We start from the raw sequence: 23,189 nt of genomic DNA, 5'->3' as shown, positions 1-23,189 counted from the left end.
GTGGGCATGCTCGGCTATGGAATCCCCGAAGTCGACTATTTGCGCGGCATCGATGCAGGCGCCGACGCCGTGGTCGTAGATGCGGGTTCGACCGATCCCGGCCCCTATCTGCTCGGACTCGGCAAGATGATCGTGACGGAAAGCGCGCTCGAGCGCGACCTTCGCCTGATCCTCGCCGGCTGCGACAAAAACAAGATCCCCCTCCTCCTTGGTTCTGCAGGAGGACCGGGCATTGGGAAGCACGTCGACGAGACGATTGACATCATTCGTCGCATCGCCAAGGACAAGGGCTACAAGCTCAAGGTCGCGGCCATCTATGCCGACGTCAAGCGTGAACTCGTGCATGAACGCTTCGATGCCGGTCGCGTCACGTCCTGCGCCTCCGCACCCCCCGCAACCAAAAACGACATCGAGACTTCGGAACACATCGTCGCGCAGATGGGCGTCGAACCGATCCTGGCGGTTTTGAGAGAGCATCCCGACGTCAACGTGGTCGTGGCAGGTCGCGCCTACGATCCTGCGCCCTACGCCGCGTTCTGCATGCTCCACGGCATCGAGGACCCGGGCATTTTCTGGCACATGGGCAAGATCATGGAGTGCGGCGCCAATTGCGCCGAGCCCAAGGGCAAGGTGATCCTCGCCACGATCCGCCAGGACAGCTTCGACCTCGAGCCCATGAGCCCGAACGAGCGCTGCACGCCGCTGTCCGTTGCCGCCCACACGCTGTACGAAAAAACGCGACCGGATCTGCTATCCGGCCCTGGCGGGGTGCTGGATCTGAACGGCGCGCAATACACGCCGTTGAACGACCGAAGCGTGCGCGTCAGCGGCAGTGTGTTTCGCCCCACACCCAAGTACCTGGTCAAGCTCGAGGCCGCCGCGATCGCCGGACAACGCACGATCTTCATGGGCGGCATCCGCGACCCGATACTGATCGGCCAGATCGACGCTTTCCTCGAAGCATTGAAGAAGCGTCTGAACACCGTCTATCCCGAACTACGTTCGGGTGAGGCACAGATCAACTTTCACGTCTACGGCAAGAACGGCGTGATGGGCGCCCTCGAACCCGAGAAGGATTTCGTGCCGCTGGAAGTCGGCATCCTGGGCGAAGTGACGGCACCGACGCAGGATCTGGCTACCGCGATCTGCAGCAACGCACGCATCGGCGTGCTGCACATGCCCTACCCCGGCCAGATGGCGACCGCAGGGAATTTCGCCCTGCCGCTCAATCCGATGGAAAACCCGATCGGACCTGTGTGCCGCTTTTCGCTCTACCACCTGATGGAAGTCGAATCGCCGCTTGAACTCTTTCCATACCGCATCGAGGAGGTGGCATGACGCAACTGAAAGATTTGGCCCAGGTCATCCGTAGCAAGAACTCCGGCCCGTTTGAAATCACCTTCGATGTGATGTTCAAGGATGCTTCTACTTACCAGTTCGTGGAACAAAGCGGTGTACTGACTCACGACCTGATGTGCCGCCTGTACGGCGTCAAAAGGGAAGACATCGTCGCGTTGCTGTTCTTCAAGCCTGCTCAAGCCTTCAAGTTCACGCTGCGTCGCAATTGGGCACAGGGCAGCATCAACGAACGTGACACGTTCGGCGCGCAGCAGCATGCGCCCCTCATGACGATCGACATTCCAACCGAACCCAGATGACTGAATGCGACAGCCATTCGCCTTGCGTGCGTCGCTGTCGCGCTCACGGTCACGGTCACGGTCACGTCACGTCACGTCACGTCACGTCACGTCACGTCACGTCACGTCACGGTCAGCAGCATTTTCCCGATCTCCGCGGCGGAGTTTCCCGACAAGCCAATATGCATCGTCGTGCTTCACGCGCCCGACGGGGACCGCGAGACGCTCGCGTGGCAACTGGCTGAACGTGTCCAACCGCGCCTTGGTCAGGATGCCGGGCTCAAGGTCGCGTGAGATCGCTTTCTACCTAATCAACACATCTACGTCAGAGTTTAAAAAGATCATGAACGCAACCAGCCAAACCGAAGTCCATGCGCTCGCGCAAACCGAATCCGAAAAGATCGCGCAGTTTGCGCTGAATCTGAAGTTAGAACATGTCCCGGCCGATGTAGTGGCGCTGGCGAAAGAGCACTTTCTCGATGTCATCGGCATCGCCCTGGCTTCCTCCAAATTCGACATCGGTCAGTCCGTACTGCAGGGTGCTCAGGAGTTGGGGCGTGGCGATGACGCCACGGCCATCGGCAGTGGCGTGCGGCTCCCCGCCGCATCTGCCGCGTTGGTCAACGGTGTGCTCGCCCATGCGCTGGACTTTGACGACACACACATCGGCGCCATTTACCATGCCAGTGCGCAGGCCATGGCTGCTTCGGTCGCAGCAGGGCAAGCCAACAAATCGACAGGCGAGGAGGTTCTTCTCGCCTTCATCGCGGCATTGGAGATCGGCTGCCGGCTTGCCACGGTCGGCGCACCGGACTTCCATAATCGCGGCTTCCATCCGACCGCTCTGTGCGGCACGTTTGCAGCCGCGGCTGCGGCGGGACGTCTCTACAAAGTCGACCATAAGTCGCTGGTTTCGTCGCTCGGCCTGTGCGGCAGTCAGGCCTCCGGCATTCTGATCGGTGGCATCTCCTGGCTCAAGCGCTTGCACCCTGGCTGGTCTGCGCACGGCGCGCTCGCGGCGGTGGCCCTTGGCCGCGCTGGCTTCCTCGGCCCGAACACCGTCTTCGAGGCCGCCAAGGGCGGCTTCTACTTCACGCATATCCAGCGCATTCCTGAAGGCGACAAGTTGCCGAGCTTCGGCTTGGGCGAGCCGCAACAGGTCTGGCAGACCCTGGGCATCGCGCTCAAGCCGTATCCGTGCTGCCACTTCATTCATGCCTTCGTGGACGCGGCGCTGGAGCTGCGCGGCCAGTTTGAATTGGACGAGATCGAGCGCATCGAGTGCCCCCTGACGGCCGATCTCCACAAGATGGTGGCGCTGCCGCGTGAAGCCTGCATCAAGCCCTCCATCCCCTATCGCGCACTGTTTAGCGTTCAATATGTGGTGGCCCTCGCGTTGGCCAGAGGTCGGGTGGATATTGCGGCGTTCCATGACGAACCGCTCGACTCGCCGGACGTTCTTGCAATCGCTGACAAGACGTTCTGCGTTGACGACCCGGCCAGCGATTTTCCGGTGCACTTTCCTGGAGAGGTCATTGTTCACCTCAAGGATGGCCGCATCGTGCGTTGCCGCAAGCCCGCAAGCCTCGGTACAGCCGACGTGCCACTGTCGAGCGCTGCGCTCAAGGCGAAGTTCATGACCAATGCCACGCGAGCCATCACACCTCGCGCCGCCGAGGAACTGATCGACAAGGTACTGAACCTGGAAGCCGCGTCGTCACTGGACGAAATCATGGCGCTTTGCGTGATCTGAGCCTCCCCGCGGAGGCGACCGTCGCCCGATACCGATTAAAGAAAGAGACATCAAAATGGCCTATACCGCCGCGCAGCGGCTTGATCGCCTGCCCGAATCTATGTTCCATCGTCGGATGGCACTGATGATCGGCGCAGGTCTTTTCTTCGACGCATTCGACCTCTATCTTGCGAGCGGCGTGATGGTCGCGCTCACCTCGACCGGATGGTCGACGATGGCCGGCAATGCCAACTTTGCCTCGGCCGGAGCACTCGGCACTTTGATCGGCGCATTCATGGCCGGCTGGCTGGGCGACCGATTTGGCCGGAAATTCACCTTCCAGTTCAACCTGATCTTGTTCGGCGCCACCTCCGTCGCTGCTGCGTTCTCGCCGAGCATGGAGTGGTTGATTTTCTTCAGATTCGTGATGGGCATCGGCCTTGGGGCTGAGATCGTTGTCGGCTACGCCACCATCTCGGAGTTCGTTCCGCCCGCCAAACGCGGCAAATGGGGAGCTGTGCTCTTCTTCTTGGCGACGTCGGCGCTTCTCGTGTCGAACGTCGTGAGCTACTTCGTGATCCCGACCCTTGGATGGCGCTGGATGTTTGGCATTGCGGGTGTAGGTGGTCTGATGGTTTGGGTGATGCGCCAAAAGATGCCCGAGTCGCCGCGCTGGCTGGAATCGGTTGGACGTGGCTCCGAGGCGAATGAGATCCTCGATGCGATCGAAGCCGAGGTCAGAGCAGAGACAGGACGGCCGTTGGCGGACCCCCTCCCCGTCCCCAACGTGATGCCTTCCAACTTTCGATTCGTTGACTTGTTCCGGCCGCCCCTGCTTCGTTCGACACTCGTCGCAGTGACACTGAACGTGGTGGCGCTTGCCTCGCTGTACGGATTCATCATCTGGTTGCCCACCTTCCTGGTCAAGCAGGGCCTGTCCATGTCTTCTTCCTTGGGCCACACCGCGCTCATGTCGTGTGGAAGCCTTTTGGGTGTCCTGCTCGCGGCGCAGGTGACCGACAAATGGAGCCGCAAGAAGTGGATTGTGCTGGCATCCATCGGTTCAGTGGCGCTCGGCTGGGCCTATGCCAATGCGGGCAGCCTCACTGCGACAACGGTGGTCGGCGTAGCGTTCATGACCGTTAGCTACTTTGGCTCGACCATGGGTTTCTCGACCTATGTCCCGGAGATCTTTCCGACGCAAGTGCGACTGCGCGGTGCCGGCATCGCAAGTGTCTCCGGTCGAGCTGCATCCATCTTTGCGCCGCAGGCGGTTGCCGTCTTGTATGCGTTCAACGGCGTCAATGGAGTGATCTTCACCGTGATGGCATTGGGCATTGCACAGGCAGTCATTCTCTCGATCTTCGGCATCGAGACGACTCGGCGTTCACTTGAGAGCGAATTCGTGTCTGTTCATTGAATCCAGCCGGTTTCAATGTCGCTTTCCTGTGCCCGGTCGGTCACAAGCCGCTGGGCTGCTTATGCCACTGAATGCCGCCACCTCACTAGCCGACGGCCCAATCGACCTTCTCTCGAATTTTCATTTCACAGACGCGCTTGGAGAAAAAACATGCACCGGAGACAACTCTCAAAAATCTTGGCAAGTGCCGCAGCTCTGACCATCCTCGCTCAGGTCGGTCACACCGAGGAACGATTTCCCAGCCGCCCCATTCGCCTCGTCGTTGGCTTTCCAGCGGGGCAGTCCTCTGACGTGGGTGCGCGAATCGTTGCGGCGAGGCTCAGCGAGGAGATGGGCCAACCTGTGATCGTTGACAACAAGCCGGGCGCCTCGGGGATCATCGCACACGAATTCGTCAAGAAGGCCGCGCCCGACGGCTACACGTTGCTCCTCACCTCGACGGCCCCGCTCGCCATCAATCCGTTTCTGTTTCGCAATATCCCTTACGACTCATCCAAGGACTTCACGCCGATCGTCCTGATCAATACGAGCCCCATGTTCCTGGTAACTGCGGCAGATTCGCCATTCAACACCCTTCGTGAGTTCATCGACTATGCGAAGGCGCACCCTGGCAAGGTTTCGTACGGTTCGAGCGGAAGCGGCACCACCGGCCACATCGCGATGGAGATGCTGAAGAGCGAAACCGGGCTCGACGCCGCACATATCCCATACAAGGGCTCGAGCGCGCTCATCACGGACCTCATCGGCGGACGCGTGCAGGCCGGGTTTGATGCGGCGAGCTCCATTACGCCGATGCTCGGCGCCGGCAAGGTCAAGGCACTTGCAACCAGCGGTGCCGAGCGCTCCCCGCGTTTTCCCAAGGTTCCCACCGTCGCCGAGCAGGGCGTCCCGAACTTTCAGGCCTTGACCTGGGCCGGATTGGTGGGCCCGGCCGGAATGCCACCCGCAGTGGTCGAGCAACTGAACGCCGCTGTGAACCGCGCACTAAAGAACCCCCAAGTTCAAAAGCACTATGAAAGCGTTGGCTCGGTCGTCAACGGTGGGACGGCCGCAAGCTTCGATCAACTCGTTCGTCAGGAATTGAAGCGCTGGGGGCCTGCAGTGAAGGCGTCAGGCGCGCAACTGGATTGACCGACTACCTCTGTCGGCGCTTGGTCACAATTTCGGCGGTGGCGGCCGATCCCGAAATCGTCCGCCTGTTAAAGACGGACATCGGGGGCACCGCTCCTGCGATTCGATCGGCTCCTCTACGACCTTCGAAAGTTACCGGTTCAGCACCTGACTATTCACATGACTTCGGAACGCAGTCGCTTGGTGATCGACGCCGCTGCTGCTGCGGTCAACACGGCGAGCGCGGGACAGATCGTTCACGACAATCAAGGTTGAAAATCGCGTCGCTTCCTTCGACAAGCTCGTGGGCGCACCCGCGCGCACCCGCTCAGTTCTTCTACGCCAACTGCACCGACACTCGCGGGTTCTACAGCGTCCACGGATCGTCACGATCTCCTCGGGGCAGGAGCCGGCGTTGCGCTGCCAGCGCAGTCGGTGACAGGGCTGGCGGCTTTTGGGCTCCTGGGTTGTCGGCGCCAATTCGATATTGACCAGATGGCGTATATGACCCGCGCAGCGTCAACGATCGACTGCTGCTCGGCATGAAGGGCACCATGTCGGAGATGGAATTGTCCTTGCTGCGTCAGCGCTCGGTCGAGGCGATCAAGCTCAAGGCCGCGCGCGGCGATCTGCACACCACCGTGGCCATCGGGTTCGTTCGCAGTGAGGATGATCGTATCGAACTGGATCCTGATTTGCGCATCCGCGAGGCCATTGCTTCGGTGTTCGCCCGCTTCGCCGAAGTCGGCAGTATTCGCCAGGTGCTGCTGTGGTTCCGGCAGGAGAAGATCGAGCTCCCCACGGCCATCTACGAAGACAGCCGCCGCAGCGTCGTCTGGAGACTGCCAACCTACAACACCGTGCTTCACATCCTGAGCAACCCGGACTATGCAGGCGCATACGCCTTCGGCCGCACCGAAACACGTACCCGAATCGAGGGCGGAAGGAAGCGGATCGTGCGCGGCAATCGACGCGAGCGCGAGGACTGGCAGGCCTTGATCGTCGAGCACCATGAAGGCTACATTGGGTGGGACACCTACGACCACATTCAACGTGTGATTGCCGACAACACCAACATGCGCGGCGGCATGGTCCGCGGCGCCGTTCGCCGGGGCGAGGCGCTTCTGGCCGGATTGCCGCGCTGTGCGCATTGCGGTCGCAAGCTGCATGTGGCCTACAGTGGCAGCGACGGCACCATACGCCGCTACCACTGCCGAGGTGCGGCTATCAATCACGGCGCAGAGATGTGCATCTCGTTTGGCTCATTGCGCGTAGATCGCGCCGTCGCAGACGAGGTTCTCGCTCTGCTAATCTTACTGTGTCATTAAAATTGGTCTCCTTCTGAATCGACGTGTCCACGGGGCTATGGGTTGCGCGGCGCTTGCGCATCAAGGAGCCGTTCTGTCTCCTGCTCCCAAGCCTGCATGAGCTTCTTTGCCTTGCGATGGTTGGCAATGGCGACTTCCAGGATGGCGGCTTGTTCGGGCGACACCGTGCGGTGAACGAGCTTGCCGTCCTTCATGTGCCCCCACTCGAAGTAAGGACCGTGGCGAGCGTCCGGGTCGCTGGCGCAACGGCAGCCCGGCTTTCCACAGACCTTCGTTCGCTGTAGCAGCGTACCCGAGCACAGGTAGTCGATCTCGCCGAGGGTGTCTCGAATTCGCGCGATGCGCTCGCGCGCCTGCTTGACGATGGTTTCGGGTCGATGCGCCATGGGCTTTACTTTCGTTTATCTGTCGCTAATACTAGCGCCAGATTATCAACATGCAAGTTTCCTGGCCTGTATGACCTGCGCAATGCGGGCCGTGTGCATACTGCGCAGCAAAGGGCGATCGATGGAAGACCTGAAGGATTTCGAGCAGTACATGGCCCACCTGAGCGAGGGCCTGGGACATTCAGACCGGCACGCCGGGCTGCGCGGCTACACCACCGGGCTGATGTCGCCGTTGCAGCGCAAGAGCGTGGAGCCGATGGCCGCGCATATGGACCCGCTGAATGTTCGTTCGCGCCACCAGTCGCTGCACCACTTCGTGGCTGACGCGAACTGGTCGGACGAGCGCATGCTGCTGGGGATATGCCAGTGGGTCGTGCCGCTGATGGATTTCAGCGACGGCGGCTGGTGGATCATCGATGACACGGGGTTTCCCAAGCAGGGGCGGCACGCGGTGGGCGTCGCGCGCCAGTACTGTGGGATGCTGGGCAAGCAGGACAACTGCCAGGTGGCGGTGAGCGTATCGCTGGCTTGCGCGGCGGCCAGCATTCCGGTGGCGTGGCAGTTGTACCTTCCCCAGGAGTGGGCCGACGATGCGCCCCGACGCGAGAAGGCCGGCGTGCCCGAAGCGCTCAAGTTCGCCACCAAGCCCCAGATCGCGCTGCAGCAGATCGAGAACCTGCTGGCCCAGGGAGCGCCCAGGCACTGCGTGTTGGCCGACGCGGGCTACGGCGTGGAAACGGCGTTTCGCGAACGCCTGAGCGAACTTGGCTTGCCCTACGTCGTGGGCGTGACAGGCAGCGTCACGGTGTGGTCGCCCGGGCATGAACCCCTGCCGCCCAGGCCCTACAGCGGCAAGGGCCCCATCCCCCGACTGCTGCGCCGCGGCGGCGCCAATGCCCCCGAGCACCGGCCTCGTACGGTCAAGGACGTGGCCTTCGACATTGATCCAGACGACTGGCAGGAGGTCACCTGGCGCGAGGGCACGAACACCGCGCTGCGCTCGCACTTCGCCCGCGTGCGCGTGCGTGCTGCGCACCGCGACGCGCAGCGCAGCGAGCTGCGCGAACCGCAATGGCTGCTGATCGAGTGGCTCGAAGGGCACGATGAGCCGCTGAAGTACTGGTTGTCCACGCTGCCCGAGGACGCGTCGCTGGAGCGGATGGTCTACGAGGCCAAGATGCGCTGGCGCATCGAGCGCGACTACCAGGATCTCAAACAGGACCTGGGCCTCGGACAGTACGAAGGCCGCGGCTGGCGCGGCTTCCACCACCACGCCAGTCTCAGCATCGCCGCCTACGGCTTCCTGCTGGCGCAGCGGTTGCAGCACCCCGACGAGGTCGGGGGTAAAAAAAACTCCGCACGCGAGGAGCCTGCCCTACCCACGCATTACAAGCCTCGGGGAAGCCCAGAGGGCGCAGCGCCACGTCCCATCCTCCATCACGAGCTTGCGATTGCGAATCGGCGCGCTGCTGGCTCGTAACCTGCCTCGATGTCCCTGCTGCCTACGGCATCAGCGCGAGCAAATTAACTAACACAGTAAGACTAAGGCCCATCGGCCTTCAGGCTGCATTGCGCGCGATCGAGCAACGAGCCGACGACGGCCGGGCCAAGCGACGGCAACTCGAACTTACTCTGGAACAAGCTCGTTTCGAAGCCGCCCGTGCTCAGCGACAGTTCGATGCCGTGGACCGGGGCAACCGGCTTGTGGCGGGCGAGCTTGAGCGGCGATGGAATGAACGACTGGCGCTGGTGTCGCAGCGTCAAGAAGCGATAGACGCGCTGGTTGCCGAGCAGGCACCCGCTATCACACCGCAGCAACGCGAGGCGCTGCTCGCGCTGGGCACCGACCTGCCACAAGTGTGGGGCCATCCCGCGGCGACCAGCGAAGTGCGCAAGCGCATCCTGCGCATCGTGATCAAGGAGATCGTCGCCCGGGTAGGCGAAGGACGGATTGAGCTTGTGCTCCATTGGCAAGGCGGCGACCACACTGATTTGAGCGTGATGAAGAACCGCACCGGGCAACATCGCTGGACGGCCAATGTCGAAGTCCAAACGCTTGTCTCGCAGCTGGCACGCCAACTCAATGACGGCAGCATCGCTTCACTGCTCAACCGACTCGGGCACCGCACCGGCGGAGAACTTACCTGGACCCAGTCGCGGGTACGGTCGTTCCGTTGCGCGCATGACATCGGCGTCTTCAAGGTCGGCGAGCGAGAGGAACGCGGCGGGGGCACGCTGGAGCAGGCAGCCGACGCCTTGGGAACAAGCAACATGACTGTGTTGCGCATGATCACTGCCGGCACGCTGAATGCCTCGCAGGCGCGCAAAGGCGCGCCATGGGTCATCAAGCGCTGCGATCTCCAGCGTCCTGAGGTTCGTGCGGCGACTCAGCCGCCCAGTCGCCGCCCGCTCCCAGAAGATCCGCGGCAAATTCCCATTGAATATCAATAACGTACTGAGGTGAGCATCATGTCGCGTACTCGGGTCCACCGACCAGGACGGCGTTGTGCGCGACTTCGGTGAACTCGCCCTCGGCCAACTGGTGGATCAGCTTGCGGTCCACCGGCGACACGGTGAAGTCGAAGCCCGCCAGGTCACGATGCACCGGGAACTTCGCCGCATGCATCTGGTGACTCACCGAACGCATCGACCGCTCCGTGCTCTCTGCCTGCAGAAGGTGCTCCAGCAGCCAGCGCGAATTCTCGGTGTCCGCGTTGGCGCCTGCTCGACCAGATCGCCCCAAACGCAAGCCATGCACGATGGCCAGTTGTTGGAGCAGTTGCTCTGGAAAGTGGCACAGCGTGGCGAAGCGATCCGTCCGACCGACCTGGTAGACATCTGTCCGTTGGACTGGGGGCGGCAGAGGCGCAATCGCGCCTTGCACGTCCTATACGAGTCGGGGCGCGCCCGGCGCGAACACTGAAGGAAAATCGAGTACGTTCAACTATCGTCGATGCCGCAGCCGCACATGGTTCTCGCCGGGCATGCGTCGGGAAAGACGATCGCCAAGGCATGAGTTCTTTTGCTCGTGCGCTCCCGCTTGACGGCGCCTCCTAGTCGACGATCCAGCAAACCCGGCCATCACTTCAAGACGCTCTCTCAGCACCTGCAGCCCTGCCTCCATCGCGCGAGCCTGCACGGGACAGCTTGAGGCGGAAGAAGCAAATCGGCCAGCACGAGATCAATTGCGTCGGTGACTACCTCCATCAACGCGGCTGCTGGCTCGCCAATAAAGTGCGCTTGGGCAGGGCTACCGCCGACACCGAGATGGAGGCCAAGAACCCACGCAAATTTACAAGCGAACGCGTCGCAGGATCTTATCATGAGGAGATACGCGTGGCCGTCGAAGCTATGATGTCGCGCCCGTCTCTCGACGGGCATGCCAATGCAAAACATCCGACACCTTCTTCTGCTGGCTTGCGTCCTTTCCAGCGCAGGCACACTCGACAGCAGAGCAGCCTGCTTCCGCCGGCAGCGCAGAAGTGTCTTCCGTCCGTTCACGAGGGCATCGTGGATAACCGGATGCTGAGATCCAAGCTGGCAAAAGGCTGGCTGCCAAAGAGGCAGGCCACGGCGTGAAGCTCGAATCGGTACGCATTCCGCGTCGCTTGCAGGCCTCGGATCTCGGCGAAGGCGATGTCTTCGATGTCCGGATCGTGGATCGGCATGTCAGCGCGATAGCGCCCGCCGTCGATCCGGTGGCGCGCGGCACGCTCATCAGCTGTACGGTCGATGCACATGCGCACATCGACAAGAACTACACGGTGCGCGAGGTGGGTGCGGCCGAGGGTGACCTGTTCGCCGCCATCCAACGGATGCGCGAACATGCCGCGCGCTGGACACGCGAGGCGTTCGACGCGCGCATGGAGCGCGCCGTGGGCGAGGCGTGGCAGTGCGGCACCCGCGCGCTGCGCACGCATCTGGACTGGGTCGAGCCGAACGCGCCTGTGTCGCTGTATGCCTTCGAGCAGTTGCGCGAGCGATGGAGCGGCCGCGTGGAACTGCAATTCGTCTCGCTCACCCCGCTGGACCTGTTTGCCGATTCGGCGGCGGGCGACCGCATCGCGCAAGCCGTTCAGCACGCGGGCGGCGTCATGGGCGCCTTCGTTTATCGCAATGAAGGTCTGGTGCACAAGCTCGGAAGGGTCTTCGACCTTGCGCAGCAATACGGCCTGGCGCTCGACTTCCATGTCGACGAAGGCCTGGACGCGAATGCGACCGGGCTGCGCACCATCGCGCAACTGGCGCTCGCGCGCCATGAGCGCCGGCGCATCAGCTGCGGGCACGCGTGCTCGCTCGCGACACAGGACGATGCACAGGCCGGGCGCACGCTCGATTTGTGCGCGCAGGCCTGCATCGATCTCATCGCCCTGCCAAGCACCAACCTCTACCTGCAGGGCGAGTGGCATCGCACGCCGGTGGCGCGTGGCATCACCCGCATCCGCGAAGCCGCATTGCGAAGCATGCGCGCCAGCCTTGCCACCGACAACGTGCAAGACGCCTTCTATCCCTATGGCAGCTACGATCTGGTCGAGACCTTCGGGCTCGGCGTGCAGATGGCGCACCTTGCACCGGCAACCGATTGGCTCGACGCGATCACCGTGAGCCCGGCGACGGCGCTGGGGCTCGCCTGGGACGGACGCATCGCGCCGGGCTGTCCTGCCGACCTCGTGCTGCTCGCCGCCACCGACGAGTACGAGTTGCTGGACGCGCGCGGCCGCCGCCGCACGGTGATCCGCAACGGAACAGTGCTGGAGATTGAACAATGAGCATGGGCAAGCCGATGGCCAACTACGCGGCGGCCAAGCGAGTGGGGGATTTCGTCTTCATGAGCGGCGTGGTCGCGCTCGATCCGGCCACCCGGCGCGCGGTAGCCGGCTACGACGACATCCCCGACATCGCGCGCACTGCGATCCAAGGCCTCGGCTATGCGACCGGACAGTTGTCCGTCGACGTGTTCGAGGCGCCCATCGTCGCGCAAAGCTGGTTCGTGCTGGAGCGAATCCGTACGCTGGCGGTTGAATACGGCGGCACGATGGAAAACGTGGTCAAGCTGGTCCAGTATTTCCGTCACCTGCACCACTACGCACCGTACAACCGGGTGCGCGGGCTGTTCTATCCGGGCGAACCGCCGGTGAGTACGGTGGTCGAGGTGTCGCGCTTCCTGCCGGGCGACGAGGTGCTCGTCGAGGTCGAGGCGACGATGTATCTGCCGCAAGGTTGAGGCTCGCGGCGGCGCGGTCTGTCCGAGTCGGTGCCGCAGGGCTGCAGCCGAAAACCGAACTGTTCGATGTACGCACCATGCAGCAGGAAGCCGGTCACCGCGCGATCAAGTACTCGCGTTTCCCGTGCGTCGCCGAGCTCATTTGCAACTCCATTTCATTTGACCAATCGGTCGGATGAATGCTGCGCGCCTTTCAGATTGTTTCAATGTCGCTGCCTATATTATGGGTAAACCATAATCAATCTTTTTTTACCATATGGATAATTTAGGTTCCTTCCCGATGCAGGAGCCGCTTCATGCCTTCCAATCGCCCGCGCAGCCGCTACTGGTCTGACCTGACCAGCGAGCAGTTCTCTCGGCTCGACCGCGCCAACCTGATCGCGGTGCTGCCCGTAGGCGCCACCGAGCAGCACGGTCCGCACCTTCCGATGTCGACCGACACCGCCACCATCGACGGCATGGTGCGCGCGACGCTGCCGCACCTGCCCGACGACCTGCCCGTGCTGTTCCTGCCGACCATCGCCTACGGCAAGAGCAACGAACACTCCCGATACCCCGGCACGCTGACGGTGTCGGCCTCAACGCTGATCGCGCAGTGGAAAGACATCGGCGCCTGCGTCGCCCGCGCCGGCGTACGCAAGCTGGTGCTCTACAACAGCCACGGCGGCCAGATGTCGATCATGGACATCGTGGCGCGAGACCTGCGCGAGTCGCACGACATGATGGTGGTGGCCGCCAACTGGTACACGCTGGGGCTGCCCGAAGGCCTGTTCACGGCCCACGAGGGAAAGCACGGCGTGCACGCCGGAGACCTCGAAAGCTCGGTCATGCTGCATTTGACTCCCGACCATGTGCGGTCCGAGAACTTCCGCAATTTCCATTCGCTGACCGACGACATGGCGAAGGAAAATCGCTTCCTGTCGATCACGCCAAGCGGCAAGCTCGGCTGGCAGATGCACGACATCAACCCGGCCGGCGCGGCCGGCGACGCGACCCTGGCCACGGCCGAAAAAGGTCGCGCCGTGCTCGACCATGTCGGGCGCAATTTCGTCCAGCTGCTGCAGGAGGTGCACCGCTTCCCGATCGAGCGCCTGGCGAACGAGCCCGCGTGGCATTGACGGCTTCGGCCCCGGAGTCCGCCATGGAAAGCCTCACGCCATCCACACAACCCCTGGTCAGCCTGCGCCAGGTCAGCAAGCGTTTCGCCAACGGCACGCTCGCGCTGCAGGGCATGTCGCTCGATTGCGGCGAACACGACTTCATCAGCTTCCTCGGCCCGTCGGGCTGCGGCAAGAGCACGGCGTTGCGACTGATCGCCGGCCTCACACGCATCAGCTCGGGCGAGCTGACCTGGTCGCGCGCCGACAGCGCTGCATCGACCAGCGACCGCGAGCTGGGCTTCGTCTTCCAGGAGCCGACACTGATGCCGTGGGCCAAGGTCTTCGACAACGTCTGGCTGCCGCTCAAGCTGACCGGCATGAGCCGCGACGCCGCGGCGCCCGTGGTCGCACAGGCGCTCGAGATGGTCGGTCTTTCGCGCTTCGCCGACGTCTACCCGCGCGAATTGTCGGGCGGCATGAAGATGCGGGTGTCGATCGCCCGGGCGCTGGTCACGCGGCCGCGCCTGTTGCTGATGGACGAGCCTTTCGCGGCGCTCGACGAGATGACGCGGATCAAGCTCAACAACGACCTGCTGGCGATCTGGCGCGAGCACCGCTTCTCGGTGATCTTCGTGACGCACAGTGTCTACGAGTCGGTCTACCTGTCGAACCGCATCGTCGTGATGGCGCCCCGCCCGGGCCGCGTGGTCGACGAGATCCGCATCGACGAGCCCTATCCGCGCGGCGAAGCCTTCCGCACATCCACCGGCTACAACGCGCACTGCACCGCGGTGTCGCAATCCCTGCACGGAGCCCTCCATGGCGTCGACATCGATCACTGACAACACGGCGCTGGCCGCGCTCGGCGAGGCACCATCGGCCGCCGAACTGCAACGCCGCGACGACCGCCTGCGACGGCGCGAGTCGACGCTGCGCACCGCAGTGCCCGTCGCGGTGGTAATCGGCCTGCTGCTGATGTGGGAGTTGGTGGTGCGGATCAACAACGTGCCGCATTACATCATCCCCGCGCCGTCGCTGATCCTCACGACGCTGGTCGACAACTGGGACACGCTGTCGAGCGCGCTGTGGTTCACGGTCAAGCTCACGCTGCTGTCGCTGGCCGCGGCGATCGTCGGCGGCGTGCTGCTGGCGATCGCCTTCGCGCTCTTCAAGTGGGTCGAGATTGGGCTGTTTCCGATCGCGGTGATCCTGCAGGTGACGCCGATCATCGCGATTGCGCCGCTGATTCTGATCTACGTGTCGAGCACCACGGCCGCACTGCTGCTGTGCGCCTGGATCGTGGCCTTCTTCCCGATCCTGTCGAACACCGTCATCGGCCTCAAGAGCGCCGACAGCAACCTGCGCGACCTGTTCCAGCTCTACAAGGCCTCGCCCTGGCAGACCTTCCGCCATCTGCTGGCGCCGAGCGCGCTGCCCTACTTCATGGCGGGACTCAAGATCGCCGGCGGCCTGAGCCTGGTCGGCGCGGTGGTGGCGGAGTTCACGGCCGGCACCGCGGGCCGCGAGACCGGGCTGGCCTCGCGCATCCTCGAGTCGAGCTTCCGGACCGAGATCCCGATGATGTTCGCGGCGCTGCTGCTGGTGTCCCTGCTCGGCATCGTGATCTTCATCGTGTTTGCCGCGCTGTCGCGCGCCGTGCTGGGCCACTGGCACGAAAGCGAGATGCGGAGGGAGCGATGAGCGCAGTGCCGAAACCGCTGCAGCAGCCCGCCGCCGTCGACTGGGACGCCGTCCGGCGCGAGCTGCACGGCCTCAACGTGATCGCCGCGCCGAACCAGCGCAAGCAGCTCTCGAAGGACTTCTACTGGTACAGCCCGATCCTCACCGAGCAGCTCGCGGGTTGCGTCGCCGACCTGGTGATCAAGGTGTCGACCGAGGACGACGTGCGGCAGGCTGCCGCCGTGGCCGCCAGATGGAAACTGCCGCTGACGGTGCGCGCGGGCGGCACCGGCAACTACGGCCAATGCGTCCCGCTCGAGGGCGGCTTGGTGCTCGACGTGACGCCGATGAGCCGCGTGCTCGATGTCGGCGACGGCAGCGTGCGGGTCCAGGCCGGCGCGCGCATGCACGACATCGAGCTCGCCGTGGCCGAGACCGGGCAGGCGCTGCGCATGTGGCCCTCGACCTGGCACGTGGCCTCGATCGGCGGCTTCATCGCCGGCGGATTCGGCGGCATCGGATCGATCCGCCACGGCATCCTGCGCGATCCGGGCAACCTGCTGCGGGCGCGCATCATGACCGTCGAGCGCGAGCCGCGTGTGATCGAACTGCAGGGCGACGAGATCCAGCAGGTGCACCACGCCTATGGCACCAACGGCATCCTGACCGAGGTCGAGGTGGCGCTGAGCCCAGCCGTCGACTGGGAGCATTGCATCGCGCTATTCGACAGCTACCGGCGCGTGATGGATTTCGGAATCGCCGCAAGCACGCCGGCGCTGGAGCTGTTCCTGCTGTCGGCCGTCGACGCGCGCTTCTCACCCTACTACGCCAACCTTGGCGCGCACTTTCCGCCGGACCAGCATGCGATGTTCGCGATGGTCGCGCCCGCTTCGATGCCGGCCTTCCGCGCGCTGGTCGCCGAGCATGGCGGCACGGTGTCGCTCGAGGGCACCGAGGCCGAGCTGCACGCCGCCGGCCTGCCGCCGGCCTACGAATGCGCCTACAACCACACGACACTGCAGGCGCTCAAGGTCGACCGCAGCTGGACCTATCTGCAGGTGGCCTATGCACAGCCCTTCGACCCCGCGGTGGTCGACCGCCACATCGCGATCTTCGGGGACGACGTGCTGCAGCACCACGAGTTCGCGCGCGCCGGTGGCGAGTACGGCACCTTCTCGATCCTGCTGGTGCGCTGGAAGGGCGAGGCCCACCAGTACGAGCTGATCCGCGAGATCGAGTCGCAGGGCGGCTGCCAGGTCTTTAACCCGCATGTCGTGACGATCGAGGACGGCGGCATGAAGACCATCGACACGCAGCAGATCGACTTCAAGAAGCGCAGCGACCCGATGGGCCTGATGAACCCCGGCAAGACGCGCGGCTGGCACCCCGACATGGCGCGCGACGCCTGAACCTTCACCACCGAGACACAACCCGAGGACCCACGATGCAAACCGAATCCCGCTTCATCGCCCGCCGCCTGATCGCCACCCTGCTTGCCGGCACCGCCCTGGCGGCCTTCGCGCAGGACAAGGTCACGATCGCCACCAACTGGCGCGCCCAGCCCGGCCACGGCGGCTTCTACCAGGCGCTGGCCGATGGCACCTACAAGAAGTACGGCCTCGACGTCGAGATCCAGCAAGGCGGGCCGCAGGTCAACAACCGGCCGATGCTGCCGGCCGGAAAGATCGACTTCCTGATGACCGGCAACATGCTGATGGCCTTCGACAACATCAAGCAGAAGGTGCCGACGGTGGTGGTTGCGGCCTATTTTCAGAAAGATCCGCAGGCCATCATCGCCCACCCGGGGCAGGGCTTCGAGAAGTTCTCCGACCTCGCCAAGGCCAAGACCGTGCTGCTCGCCAAGGACGGCCAGATCAGCTATTGGCAGTGGATGAAGAAGGCCTACGGCATGCGCGACGAGCAGGTGCGCCCCTACAACTTCAGCCTCTCGCAGTTCCTGGCCGACAAGCAGTCGGTGCAGCAGGCCTACGCGACCTCGGAGCCGCTGGCGGTCGAGAAGCAGGCCGGCTTCATGCCGGTGGTACTGTCTCTGGCCGACGCCGGCTGGTCGACCTACGGCATGGTGGTCGAAACCCGGCAGGACCTCGTCAAGACCAAACCCGACCTGGTGAAGCGCTTCGTGGAAGCCACCAACATCGGCTACTACAACTATCTCTACGGCGACCGCAAGGCAGCGGATGCGATGATCCAGAAGATCAATCCGGACATCAGCGATGACTACATCGAGAAGTCGATGCCGATCCTGCGCGCCCACATCGACGTCGGCGACGCGACTACCCAAGGCATCGGCGCGATGAGCGACGAGCGCATGAAGGACTTCTACGACAAAGCAGTGTCGGCCGGGCTCTACAAGCCGACCGACTTCAACTACCGCGACGCCTACACCAGGCAGTTCGTCAACAAGGGCGTCGGCATCGACATCCGCAAGGCGGCCGCGAAGTAACGGCACCGACGATGACCGAGCGCACTCTCACCGTCCGGGTCGCGCGCATCGCGCGCCAGACGCCGGAGATCCTTTCCTTCGAGCTGGTGCATCCGGCCGGTCGGGCGTTGCCCGGCTACCAGGCCGGCGCGCACATCGATGTCCACATGCCCGGCGGCTTCTCGCGCCAGTACTCGCTCGCCTGCGACGCCGGCGCCGGGGGCCGCGAAGCCTCGCGCTACCTGATCGGCGTCAAGCGCGAGGCCGCGAGCCGCGGCGGCTCGGCCTCGATGCACGGCCGCGTCCGCGAAGGCGACCTGCTGCCGATCAGCTCGCCGCGCAACAGCTTTCCGATCCGCAGCGAGGCGCGCCGCCACCTGCTGCTGGCCGGGGGCGTCGGCATGACGCCGCTGCTCGCGATGGCGCAGACGCTGGCACGCGCCAGCGCCGACTTCATGCTGTACCTGTTCGTTCGCAGCGAAGAGCACCTGGCCTTTGCCGAGGCGCTGCGCGATCCGCTGCTGGCGTCGCGCGTGCGCCTGCATTTCGATGCCGGCGACGCATCACGGAAGATCGATATTCGGCGGCTGCTCGCGGTGCGCGAAGCCGACACGCAGTTGTACGTGTGCGGGCCCGGCGGATTCATGCAGGCCGTGCGCGACGCCGCCGCGCACTGGCCCGAGGACGCGGTGCACACCGAATACTTCGCAGCCCCTGCCGATGCCGCGGGCGTCACCGGCAAGCCCTTCGTGCTGCGGCTCGCGCAGCGCGGCATCCGCGTGCCGGTGGCCGGCGACCAGAGCGCGGTCGATGCGCTGCATGCGGTCGGCATCGACATCCCGGTCTCCTGCGAGCAGGGCCTGTGCGGCACCTGCGTGGTCGGCGCCGAAGGCGAAGGCGCGGAGCACCGCGACTTCTGCCTCACGGGCAGCGAACGCACGCACAAGGTGGCGCTGTGCTGTTCGCGGGCCCGCGGCGAGGAGTTGGTGATCGATCTCTGAGCCGCCCGCGCGGCACTCTGGCACCATCCGCATCCGATGAGAACAGCACCGAACAACGAGACCCCCGACGCCGTGGATGCGGCGGACGAGCCGCTCGACGCACCCGCCACGCGCGGTCGTGCGCGCAAATACGCGCAGATGCAGGGCCTGATCCACCGCGCCGCGGTCGAGGTCTTCGCGAGCGAAGGCCTGGCCGGCGCGTCGACCCAGGCGATCGCCGACAAGGCCGGCCTGTCGAAAGCGCAGCTACATTACTACATCGAGAGCAAGGAAGCGCTTTACCGCCAGGTGCTGCAGGGCATCATCGACGACTGGATCGGCGTCTTCGGTTTCAGCGACGAGGCCTTCGGGCCACGCAAGGTGCTCGGCGACCTGATCCGGCGCAAGATGATGTTCTCGTTCGAGCACCCGCTGCGCTCGCGGATATTCACGGCCGAGATGATGCGCGGCGCCCCGGTGCTAGGCTCGATGATGAGCCACAGCCAGCAGCGCACCGGACAGGCGGCGGCGGTGATCCAGAACTGGATCGACCAGGGCCTGATGGACCCGGTGGACCCGATGCTGTTCCTGTTCCACCTGTGGGCCGTGACGCAGTTCTATGCCGACCACGCGACCCAGGTGGCGCTGTTCCGCAAGGTCGCCGAGAGCGACGACAAGGACCAACGCTACCTGATCGAGCAGGTGACGGCGTTCATGCTGAAGGGCGCCGGGGTCCGCTAGGACGCGCGACTTCGACAAAGCCGGACGACGCGGTGAGGCATGGCAGCCGGCTTTGTCCGATCAACGGCCATGCCGAGCGCCTTCGATTTCGGCAACGGTCCGCTTCAAGGTGGCAACAATCACAGCCGAAGAGAACGAATTTCAATCGGAGTCCATCACCCGTACGGTTACAACTTTTGTCGCATTTCACCGCGTAGTCTCGATCACGCGCCCGTGGAGCGGCGGCTGTGTCGGCCGCGCATTTATCGCATGGAGCTTGCCGAAGGCGGTGATCTCGCCGCCGGAAGTTCTGGGAAGGACAGCAAGCGCTGCGGAACTCGAGTGCACGGCGCTCGCCGGGCCTTACCATCTGCGGCTGGATGAGGCTCCAGCCTGCAGCCGTGGATGGGCGGATCTGAACGAGGGATGGACCGGTTTGGGCCACAGTTTCTAGACTGGACCGCACCGGCTTTCGAGGAGGCCTATTGGCTTGAGTCAGACCGGGATGGTCTGACTTCTCTTCTGGCTGTTCTGGCTTTCATTATTTCAGCCCCCGCAGGGGCCGCCGGAGGCCCCCCGGTTGGGCCATGTACTCATGGTTCAACCCTCCTGAAGCACTGCCGCTTGGGGCTTGGTTGCGGTCACAGCCTGAGCTTGTCGGCGCCAGTAGTTGGCCTCGGCTTCGGCCGGCGGGATGTAGCCGATGGGCTCAAGCAAGCGGTGGTGGTTGAACCATGAGACCCACTCGAGGGTGGCGAGTTCGACCGCCTCACGCGTCTTCCAGGGGCCGCGCCGGTGGATGATCTCCGCCTTGTACAAGCCGTTGATGGTCTCGGCCAGTGCGTTGTCGTAGCTGTCGCCGGTGCTGCCCACCGAGGGGTCGATACCGGCTTCGGCCAGCCGCTCGCTGTAGCGGATCGACACGTACGAGCCCCTGTCGCTGTGATGCACCAGCGCCCCTTTCTTCTACGCCGGCCCGGCGCGCGCTCGCCACGGCTTGTGGCGCAACCGTGGTGGTCGACCCCGCGGCTGCCTCGCCCTACGAGGCGCTCGCATCTCGTGGCTACACCACCTCGATCGCTGACCATGCGGCAGGCGGGCTGAAGACCATGAAGGGGCTGCGCAGCCTGCCCTTGCCGTGGCACCTGACCCTCGGTGCCCTGAAGGCGCTGGGCGCCACCGCGCCGAAGCGGCCGATCGTGTTCGAGTGCGTCGGCGTTCCCGGCATCATCGACAGGATCATCACCGACGCTCCGCTCAATTCCCGCGTCGTCGTTGCCGGCGTCTGCATGACGCCGGACCGGTTCCGCCCGGTGATGGCGATCAACAAGGAAATCGATCTGCGCTTCGTCATGGGCTATGACCCGCTGGAGTTTCGCGACACCTTGCGGATGCTGGCCGACGGCAAGATCGACGCGTCGCCTCTTGTCACTGGCACTGTCGGGCTCCATGGTGTCGCCGGCGCATTCGATGCCCTTGCCGCGCCGGACAAGCATGCAAAGATCGTCATCGATCCCCGCAGCGCCGCGGTGCTGTAGCCGCAGCGTGACCGAGGCGCATCCAGCCGGTGCGGCTTTCTACTTTCTCAGCGCAGCGAGAGCGCGTGTCCACCGGTGCAGCTCGTCGAGCATCGTCTTTGCGGAAGCGGTGTGCAGGTCGCTCGGCAAGAACACGCCCTCGGCGCCTATGTGCTGGTTGAAATGCGGCACCACGACCGCCTCCGGAATCGGCACCAGCTTGAGCGTGCTCAGCAGTTGCTTGGTCGCCTGGACGCCACGGATGCCGCCGGAGACTCCGCCGTAGCTGACGAAGCCGACCGGCTTGTAGTGCCACTCGCCGACCAGGTAATTCATCGCGTTGATCAGCGCGCCGGGCGGCCCGTGGTTGTACTCCGGCATGACGAACAGGAACGCGTCCGCCGTTGACACCGATGCGCTCCACGCGCGCGTATGAGCGTGGTGGTACTTCTGGAGGCGCGGATGTTCCGGCTCGTCGAATACAGGGAGCGCGAAGTCCGCCAGTTCGACCAGCGTCGAATCGAAGCTGGCATGCGCCTGCGCGAACGCATGGGCCCAGCCAGCGATCGCCGGCCCGATGCGGCCGGGGCGCGTGCTGCAGACCAGCGTGTGAAGCCTGGGCTTCATCGAGGTTTGCGCTTCAGAAGGCATGGCGGATACCGAGGTCGTAGCCAGTGGCGACGCCCGGTGTATAGGTCGCGTTGTTGAGGAACGCAGGCCCGCCGTTGATGGTCAGGGCGGCGCCGTTCTTGTTGCTGATGCGGGCGACCGTCGCATAGAGCGCGGTGCGCTTCGAAAGGTTGTGCACATAGCCGAGCGCGACCTTGCTCGACTTGGGGTTGGGCAGTGCGGCCGTGTGCATGTCGTAGCGGACCTCCGAGTACGCGCCACGGATCAGGCCGACGCCGACAGTGACCGTGAAGCCCACGAGGTAGCCGTCGAGATTGATGTCGGGTGTGCCGCCGCCGATCGGCCTGATCGCGTAGTCGCGCACGCGCTGCTCATGCGACAGTTCGCCGAACAGCTTCAACACCCCGAAGTCGTAGCTCGCGCCCACGTTTGCCGTCTTGGTGGTGTCGGTGGTGCCGGCATAGAAGTTGTCGCCGGTCGTGTCCTCGGCGTAGGCTGCGGCAACGTCGAGCGATCCGTTCGCATAGCCGAAGCGGCCGCCGACGTAGCGACCCGCGCGCGTCGCCGCGACAGTGCCGGGATTCAGCGTGCCCGCAGCGTTGACGCCGGGCGGCGTCACGGTGCCCGGGTCGTACTTGACGTTCTCGTGAAAGCTGTACATCAGCTGCCCGTACCAGCCGCCGAGCGATGACGGCAGGAAATAGCCGATCGAGTTGCTCGCACGCGGGTAGTTGGTGCTGGCCTTGAAGTCACGGCCGGGCGAGGTCGAACCGATGGAGTTGAGCAGGTTGGCACCCACGCCGACCTGCCCCATCGGATCGAACACGCTGTTGGTCCAGTAAGTAGGCGTGTGGTCGCGTCCGAGCCGCACTTCGCCGAACCCGCCCGACAGGCTGACCGTGGAACGGCGCGAGAAGGTTGCGATGCCGCCGCCGTCATCGTTGGTGATCGGGGCCTCCAGCCAGAAGCTGGCGGCCAGGCCACCGCCCAGGTCCTCGGTGCCGCGGAAACCGAGCCGGCTGGTGTTGTAGCCGGAATTGCGCAGCACGAGCTGGCTGATCGTGGCGCTGCGGCCGTACCGGTCCTCGGACTTGTTGGTGAAGCCGCTGATGGCTGCATCGACCACCCCGAACAGGGTGACGGACGACTGCGCGATCGCAGCACCGCCGACGAGCATCAGGCCGAGTCCAACGCCGCCGAGAGGCATTTTTTTCATGGGTGAGGTCTCCAGGTACAGGCGCACTTCTTGATGGCGCGCAGGGGTTCGCACGCCACCGGCGGT

General features: G+C 64.2%; 22 protein-coding genes and 2 pseudogenes. 19 read left to right on the top strand and 5 right to left on the bottom strand.

Translation table 11 applies throughout. The features are described from left to right. Positions 1-6: 6 nt before the first annotated feature. The 6 genes from HB681_RS31385 to HB681_RS31360 all read left to right on the top strand — a co-directional run bounded on the left by HB681_RS31385 (position 7) and on the right by HB681_RS31360 (position 7,227). A complete protein-coding gene (locus tag HB681_RS31385; protein ID WP_256354382.1) occupies positions 7-1,338 on the top strand; it encodes an acyclic terpene utilization AtuA family protein in 1,332 nt (443 codons plus the stop codon). After that, a complete protein-coding gene (locus HB681_RS31380; protein ID WP_213958801.1) occupies positions 1,335-1,658 on the top strand; it encodes a DUF4387 domain-containing protein in 324 nt (107 codons plus the stop codon). Before HB681_RS31385 ends, HB681_RS31380 begins: the two co-directional genes overlap by 4 nt. Positions 1,659-1,980: 322 nt before the next feature. Next, the gene (locus tag HB681_RS31375; RefSeq protein WP_213958800.1) at positions 1,981-3,390 is read left to right on the top strand and encodes an MmgE/PrpD family protein; all 1,410 of its coding nucleotides are present in this window, start codon (positions 1,981-1,983) and stop codon (positions 3,388-3,390) included. Positions 3,391-3,445: 55 nt separating this feature from the next. Then, positions 3,446-4,789: an MFS transporter gene (locus HB681_RS31370; protein WP_213958799.1), complete on the top strand. Its 1,344-nt coding sequence runs from the start codon at positions 3,446-3,448 to the stop codon at positions 4,787-4,789. Between the two features lie 150 nt (positions 4,790-4,939). Next, positions 4,940-5,920, top strand: a complete 981-nt coding sequence (locus tag HB681_RS31365) for a tripartite tricarboxylate transporter substrate binding protein (RefSeq protein ID WP_213958798.1) — start codon at positions 4,940-4,942, stop codon at positions 5,918-5,920. Positions 5,921-6,441: 521 nt separating this feature from the next. Next, the gene (locus HB681_RS31360; RefSeq protein WP_213958797.1) at positions 6,442-7,227 is read left to right on the top strand and encodes a recombinase family protein; all 786 of its coding nucleotides are present in this window, start codon (positions 6,442-6,444) and stop codon (positions 7,225-7,227) included. 35 nt (positions 7,228-7,262) lie between these two features. Here the strand turns inward: HB681_RS31360 and HB681_RS31355 are convergent, their stop codons facing one another. Beyond that, complete coding sequence (locus HB681_RS31355; RefSeq protein WP_213958796.1) at positions 7,263-7,613, bottom strand: DUF6788 family protein; 351 nt, start codon at positions 7,611-7,613, stop codon at positions 7,263-7,265. A 121-nt stretch (positions 7,614-7,734) separates the two neighbouring features. Here HB681_RS31355 and HB681_RS31350 point away from each other — a divergent pair, with 121 nt between their 5' ends. Both HB681_RS31350 and HB681_RS31345 read left to right on the top strand, forming a co-directional pair. Next, positions 7,735-9,093 carry an IS701 family transposase gene (locus HB681_RS31350; protein WP_213958795.1) on the top strand — a complete coding sequence of 453 codons (1,359 nt, stop codon included), beginning with the start codon at positions 7,735-7,737 and terminating at the stop codon, positions 9,091-9,093. Positions 9,094-9,182: 89 nt separating this feature from the next. Continuing rightward, positions 9,183-10,064, top strand: coding sequence for a helix-turn-helix domain-containing protein (locus tag HB681_RS31345; protein ID WP_213958794.1), 882 nt, complete (start codon positions 9,183-9,185; stop codon positions 10,062-10,064). A gap of 31 nt (positions 10,065-10,095) precedes the next feature. On the opposite strand, the pseudogene HB681_RS38460 reads toward HB681_RS31345, so the two are convergent. Further along, positions 10,096-10,371 (bottom strand): annotated as a pseudogene (locus HB681_RS38460) (ATP-binding protein); the annotation flags it as partial. A 389-nt stretch (positions 10,372-10,760) separates the two neighbouring features. Between HB681_RS38460 and HB681_RS31335 the strand changes: the two are divergent. From HB681_RS31335 to HB681_RS31290, 10 genes are all read left to right on the top strand, one after another. Next, a complete protein-coding gene (locus HB681_RS31335) occupies positions 10,761-11,192 on the top strand; it encodes a hypothetical protein (RefSeq protein ID WP_213958792.1) in 432 nt (143 codons plus the stop codon). Next, positions 11,189-12,382, top strand: a complete 1,194-nt coding sequence (locus HB681_RS31330) for an amidohydrolase family protein (protein ID WP_213958791.1) — start codon at positions 11,189-11,191, stop codon at positions 12,380-12,382. The genes HB681_RS31335 and HB681_RS31330 overlap by 4 nt, the downstream gene beginning before the upstream one ends. Further along, positions 12,379-12,837 (top strand): RidA family protein, encoded by a 459-nt coding sequence (locus tag HB681_RS31325; protein WP_213958790.1) that lies wholly within the window; start codon positions 12,379-12,381, stop codon positions 12,835-12,837. The genes HB681_RS31330 and HB681_RS31325 overlap by 4 nt, the downstream gene beginning before the upstream one ends. A 296-nt stretch (positions 12,838-13,133) precedes the next feature. Further along, positions 13,134-13,955 (top strand): creatininase family protein, encoded by an 822-nt coding sequence (locus HB681_RS31320; protein ID WP_213958789.1) that lies wholly within the window; start codon positions 13,134-13,136, stop codon positions 13,953-13,955. 23 nt (positions 13,956-13,978) lie between these two features. Then, on the top strand, positions 13,979-14,779 hold the full coding sequence (locus tag HB681_RS31315) for an ABC transporter ATP-binding protein (protein ID WP_213958788.1): 801 nt from the start codon (positions 13,979-13,981) through the stop codon (positions 14,777-14,779). Continuing rightward, positions 14,757-15,638 (top strand): ABC transporter permease, encoded by an 882-nt coding sequence (locus tag HB681_RS31310; RefSeq protein WP_213958787.1) that lies wholly within the window; start codon positions 14,757-14,759, stop codon positions 15,636-15,638. Before HB681_RS31315 ends, HB681_RS31310 begins: the two co-directional genes overlap by 23 nt. Next, positions 15,635-17,026, top strand: coding sequence for an FAD-binding oxidoreductase (locus HB681_RS31305; protein WP_213958786.1), 1,392 nt, complete (start codon positions 15,635-15,637; stop codon positions 17,024-17,026). The genes HB681_RS31310 and HB681_RS31305 overlap by 4 nt, the downstream gene beginning before the upstream one ends. Positions 17,027-17,061: 35 nt before the next feature. After that, positions 17,062-18,081: an ABC transporter substrate-binding protein gene (locus HB681_RS31300; RefSeq protein ID WP_213958785.1), complete on the top strand. Its 1,020-nt coding sequence runs from the start codon at positions 17,062-17,064 to the stop codon at positions 18,079-18,081. Between the two features lie 11 nt (positions 18,082-18,092). Continuing rightward, positions 18,093-19,061: a PDR/VanB family oxidoreductase gene (locus tag HB681_RS31295; RefSeq protein WP_213958784.1), complete on the top strand. Its 969-nt coding sequence runs from the start codon at positions 18,093-18,095 to the stop codon at positions 19,059-19,061. Between the two features lie 36 nt (positions 19,062-19,097). Further along, entirely contained in the window at positions 19,098-19,781 is a 684-nt protein-coding gene (locus HB681_RS31290) for a TetR family transcriptional regulator C-terminal domain-containing protein (protein WP_213958783.1), read from the top strand. A 579-nt stretch (positions 19,782-20,360) separates the two neighbouring features. Here the strand turns inward: HB681_RS31290 and HB681_RS31285 are convergent. Further along, positions 20,361-20,720: pseudogene (locus tag HB681_RS31285) on the bottom strand (integrase core domain-containing protein); the annotation flags it as partial. 50 nt (positions 20,721-20,770) lie between these two features. Here HB681_RS31285 and HB681_RS31280 point away from each other — a divergent pair. Next, on the top strand, positions 20,771-21,298 hold the full coding sequence (locus tag HB681_RS31280; RefSeq protein WP_213958782.1) for a hypothetical protein: 528 nt from the start codon (positions 20,771-20,773) through the stop codon (positions 21,296-21,298). Positions 21,299-21,337: 39 nt separating this feature from the next. Here the strand turns inward: HB681_RS31280 and HB681_RS31275 are convergent, their stop codons facing one another. Further along, on the bottom strand, positions 21,338-21,904 hold the full coding sequence (locus HB681_RS31275) for an NAD(P)H-dependent oxidoreductase (RefSeq protein ID WP_213958781.1): 567 nt from the start codon (positions 21,902-21,904) through the stop codon (positions 21,338-21,340). Between the two features lie 13 nt (positions 21,905-21,917). After that, positions 21,918-23,123, bottom strand: a complete 1,206-nt coding sequence (locus HB681_RS31270; RefSeq protein WP_256354364.1) for a porin — start codon at positions 23,121-23,123, stop codon at positions 21,918-21,920. Between the last annotated feature and the right edge of the window lie 66 nt (positions 23,124-23,189).

This window comes from Variovorax sp. dw_954 (genome assembly GCF_018449755.1).
In the GTDB taxonomy this organism is placed as follows: domain Bacteria; phylum Pseudomonadota; class Gammaproteobacteria; order Burkholderiales; family Burkholderiaceae_C; genus Variovorax.
The sequence above is the reverse complement of the archived record's forward strand: the minus strand, read 5'-3'. Positions and strand labels throughout refer to the sequence as shown.

Excerpts from the sequence above, each read along its gene's own strand:
- HB681_RS31365 (WP_213958798.1), top strand. The coding sequence starts at position 4,940 with ATGCACCGGAGACAACTCTCAAAAATCTTGGCAAGTGCCGCAGCTCTG.
- HB681_RS31300 (WP_213958785.1), top strand. The coding sequence starts at position 17,062 with ATGCAAACCGAATCCCGCTTCATCGCCCGCCGCCTGATCGCCACCCTG.
- HB681_RS31305 (WP_213958786.1), top strand. The coding sequence starts at position 15,635 with ATGAGCGCAGTGCCGAAACCGCTGCAGCAGCCCGCCGCCGTCGACTGG.
- HB681_RS31375 (WP_213958800.1), top strand. The coding sequence starts at position 1,981 with ATGAACGCAACCAGCCAAACCGAAGTCCATGCGCTCGCGCAAACCGAA.
- HB681_RS31310 (WP_213958787.1), top strand. The coding sequence starts at position 14,757 with ATGGCGTCGACATCGATCACTGACAACACGGCGCTGGCCGCGCTCGGC.
- HB681_RS31325 (WP_213958790.1), top strand. The coding sequence starts at position 12,379 with ATGAGCATGGGCAAGCCGATGGCCAACTACGCGGCGGCCAAGCGAGTG.
- HB681_RS31315 (WP_213958788.1), top strand. The coding sequence starts at position 13,979 with ATGGAAAGCCTCACGCCATCCACACAACCCCTGGTCAGCCTGCGCCAG.
- HB681_RS31275 (WP_213958781.1), bottom strand. The coding sequence starts at position 21,904 with ATGAAGCCCAGGCTTCACACGCTGGTCTGCAGCACGCGCCCCGGCCGC.
- HB681_RS31380 (WP_213958801.1), top strand. The coding sequence starts at position 1,335 with ATGACGCAACTGAAAGATTTGGCCCAGGTCATCCGTAGCAAGAACTCC.
- HB681_RS31355 (WP_213958796.1), bottom strand. The coding sequence starts at position 7,613 with ATGGCGCATCGACCCGAAACCATCGTCAAGCAGGCGCGCGAGCGCATC.
- HB681_RS31385 (WP_256354382.1), top strand. The coding sequence starts at position 7 with ATGCTCGGCTATGGAATCCCCGAAGTCGACTATTTGCGCGGCATCGAT.
- HB681_RS31320 (WP_213958789.1), top strand. The coding sequence starts at position 13,134 with ATGCCTTCCAATCGCCCGCGCAGCCGCTACTGGTCTGACCTGACCAGC.
- HB681_RS31270 (WP_256354364.1), bottom strand. The coding sequence starts at position 23,123 with ATGAAAAAAATGCCTCTCGGCGGCGTTGGACTCGGCCTGATGCTCGTC.
- HB681_RS31350 (WP_213958795.1), top strand. The coding sequence starts at position 7,735 with ATGGAAGACCTGAAGGATTTCGAGCAGTACATGGCCCACCTGAGCGAG.
- HB681_RS31360 (WP_213958797.1), top strand. The coding sequence starts at position 6,442 with ATGAAGGGCACCATGTCGGAGATGGAATTGTCCTTGCTGCGTCAGCGC.
- HB681_RS31290 (WP_213958783.1), top strand. The coding sequence starts at position 19,098 with ATGAGAACAGCACCGAACAACGAGACCCCCGACGCCGTGGATGCGGCG.
- HB681_RS31370 (WP_213958799.1), top strand. The coding sequence starts at position 3,446 with ATGGCCTATACCGCCGCGCAGCGGCTTGATCGCCTGCCCGAATCTATG.
- HB681_RS31295 (WP_213958784.1), top strand. The coding sequence starts at position 18,093 with ATGACCGAGCGCACTCTCACCGTCCGGGTCGCGCGCATCGCGCGCCAG.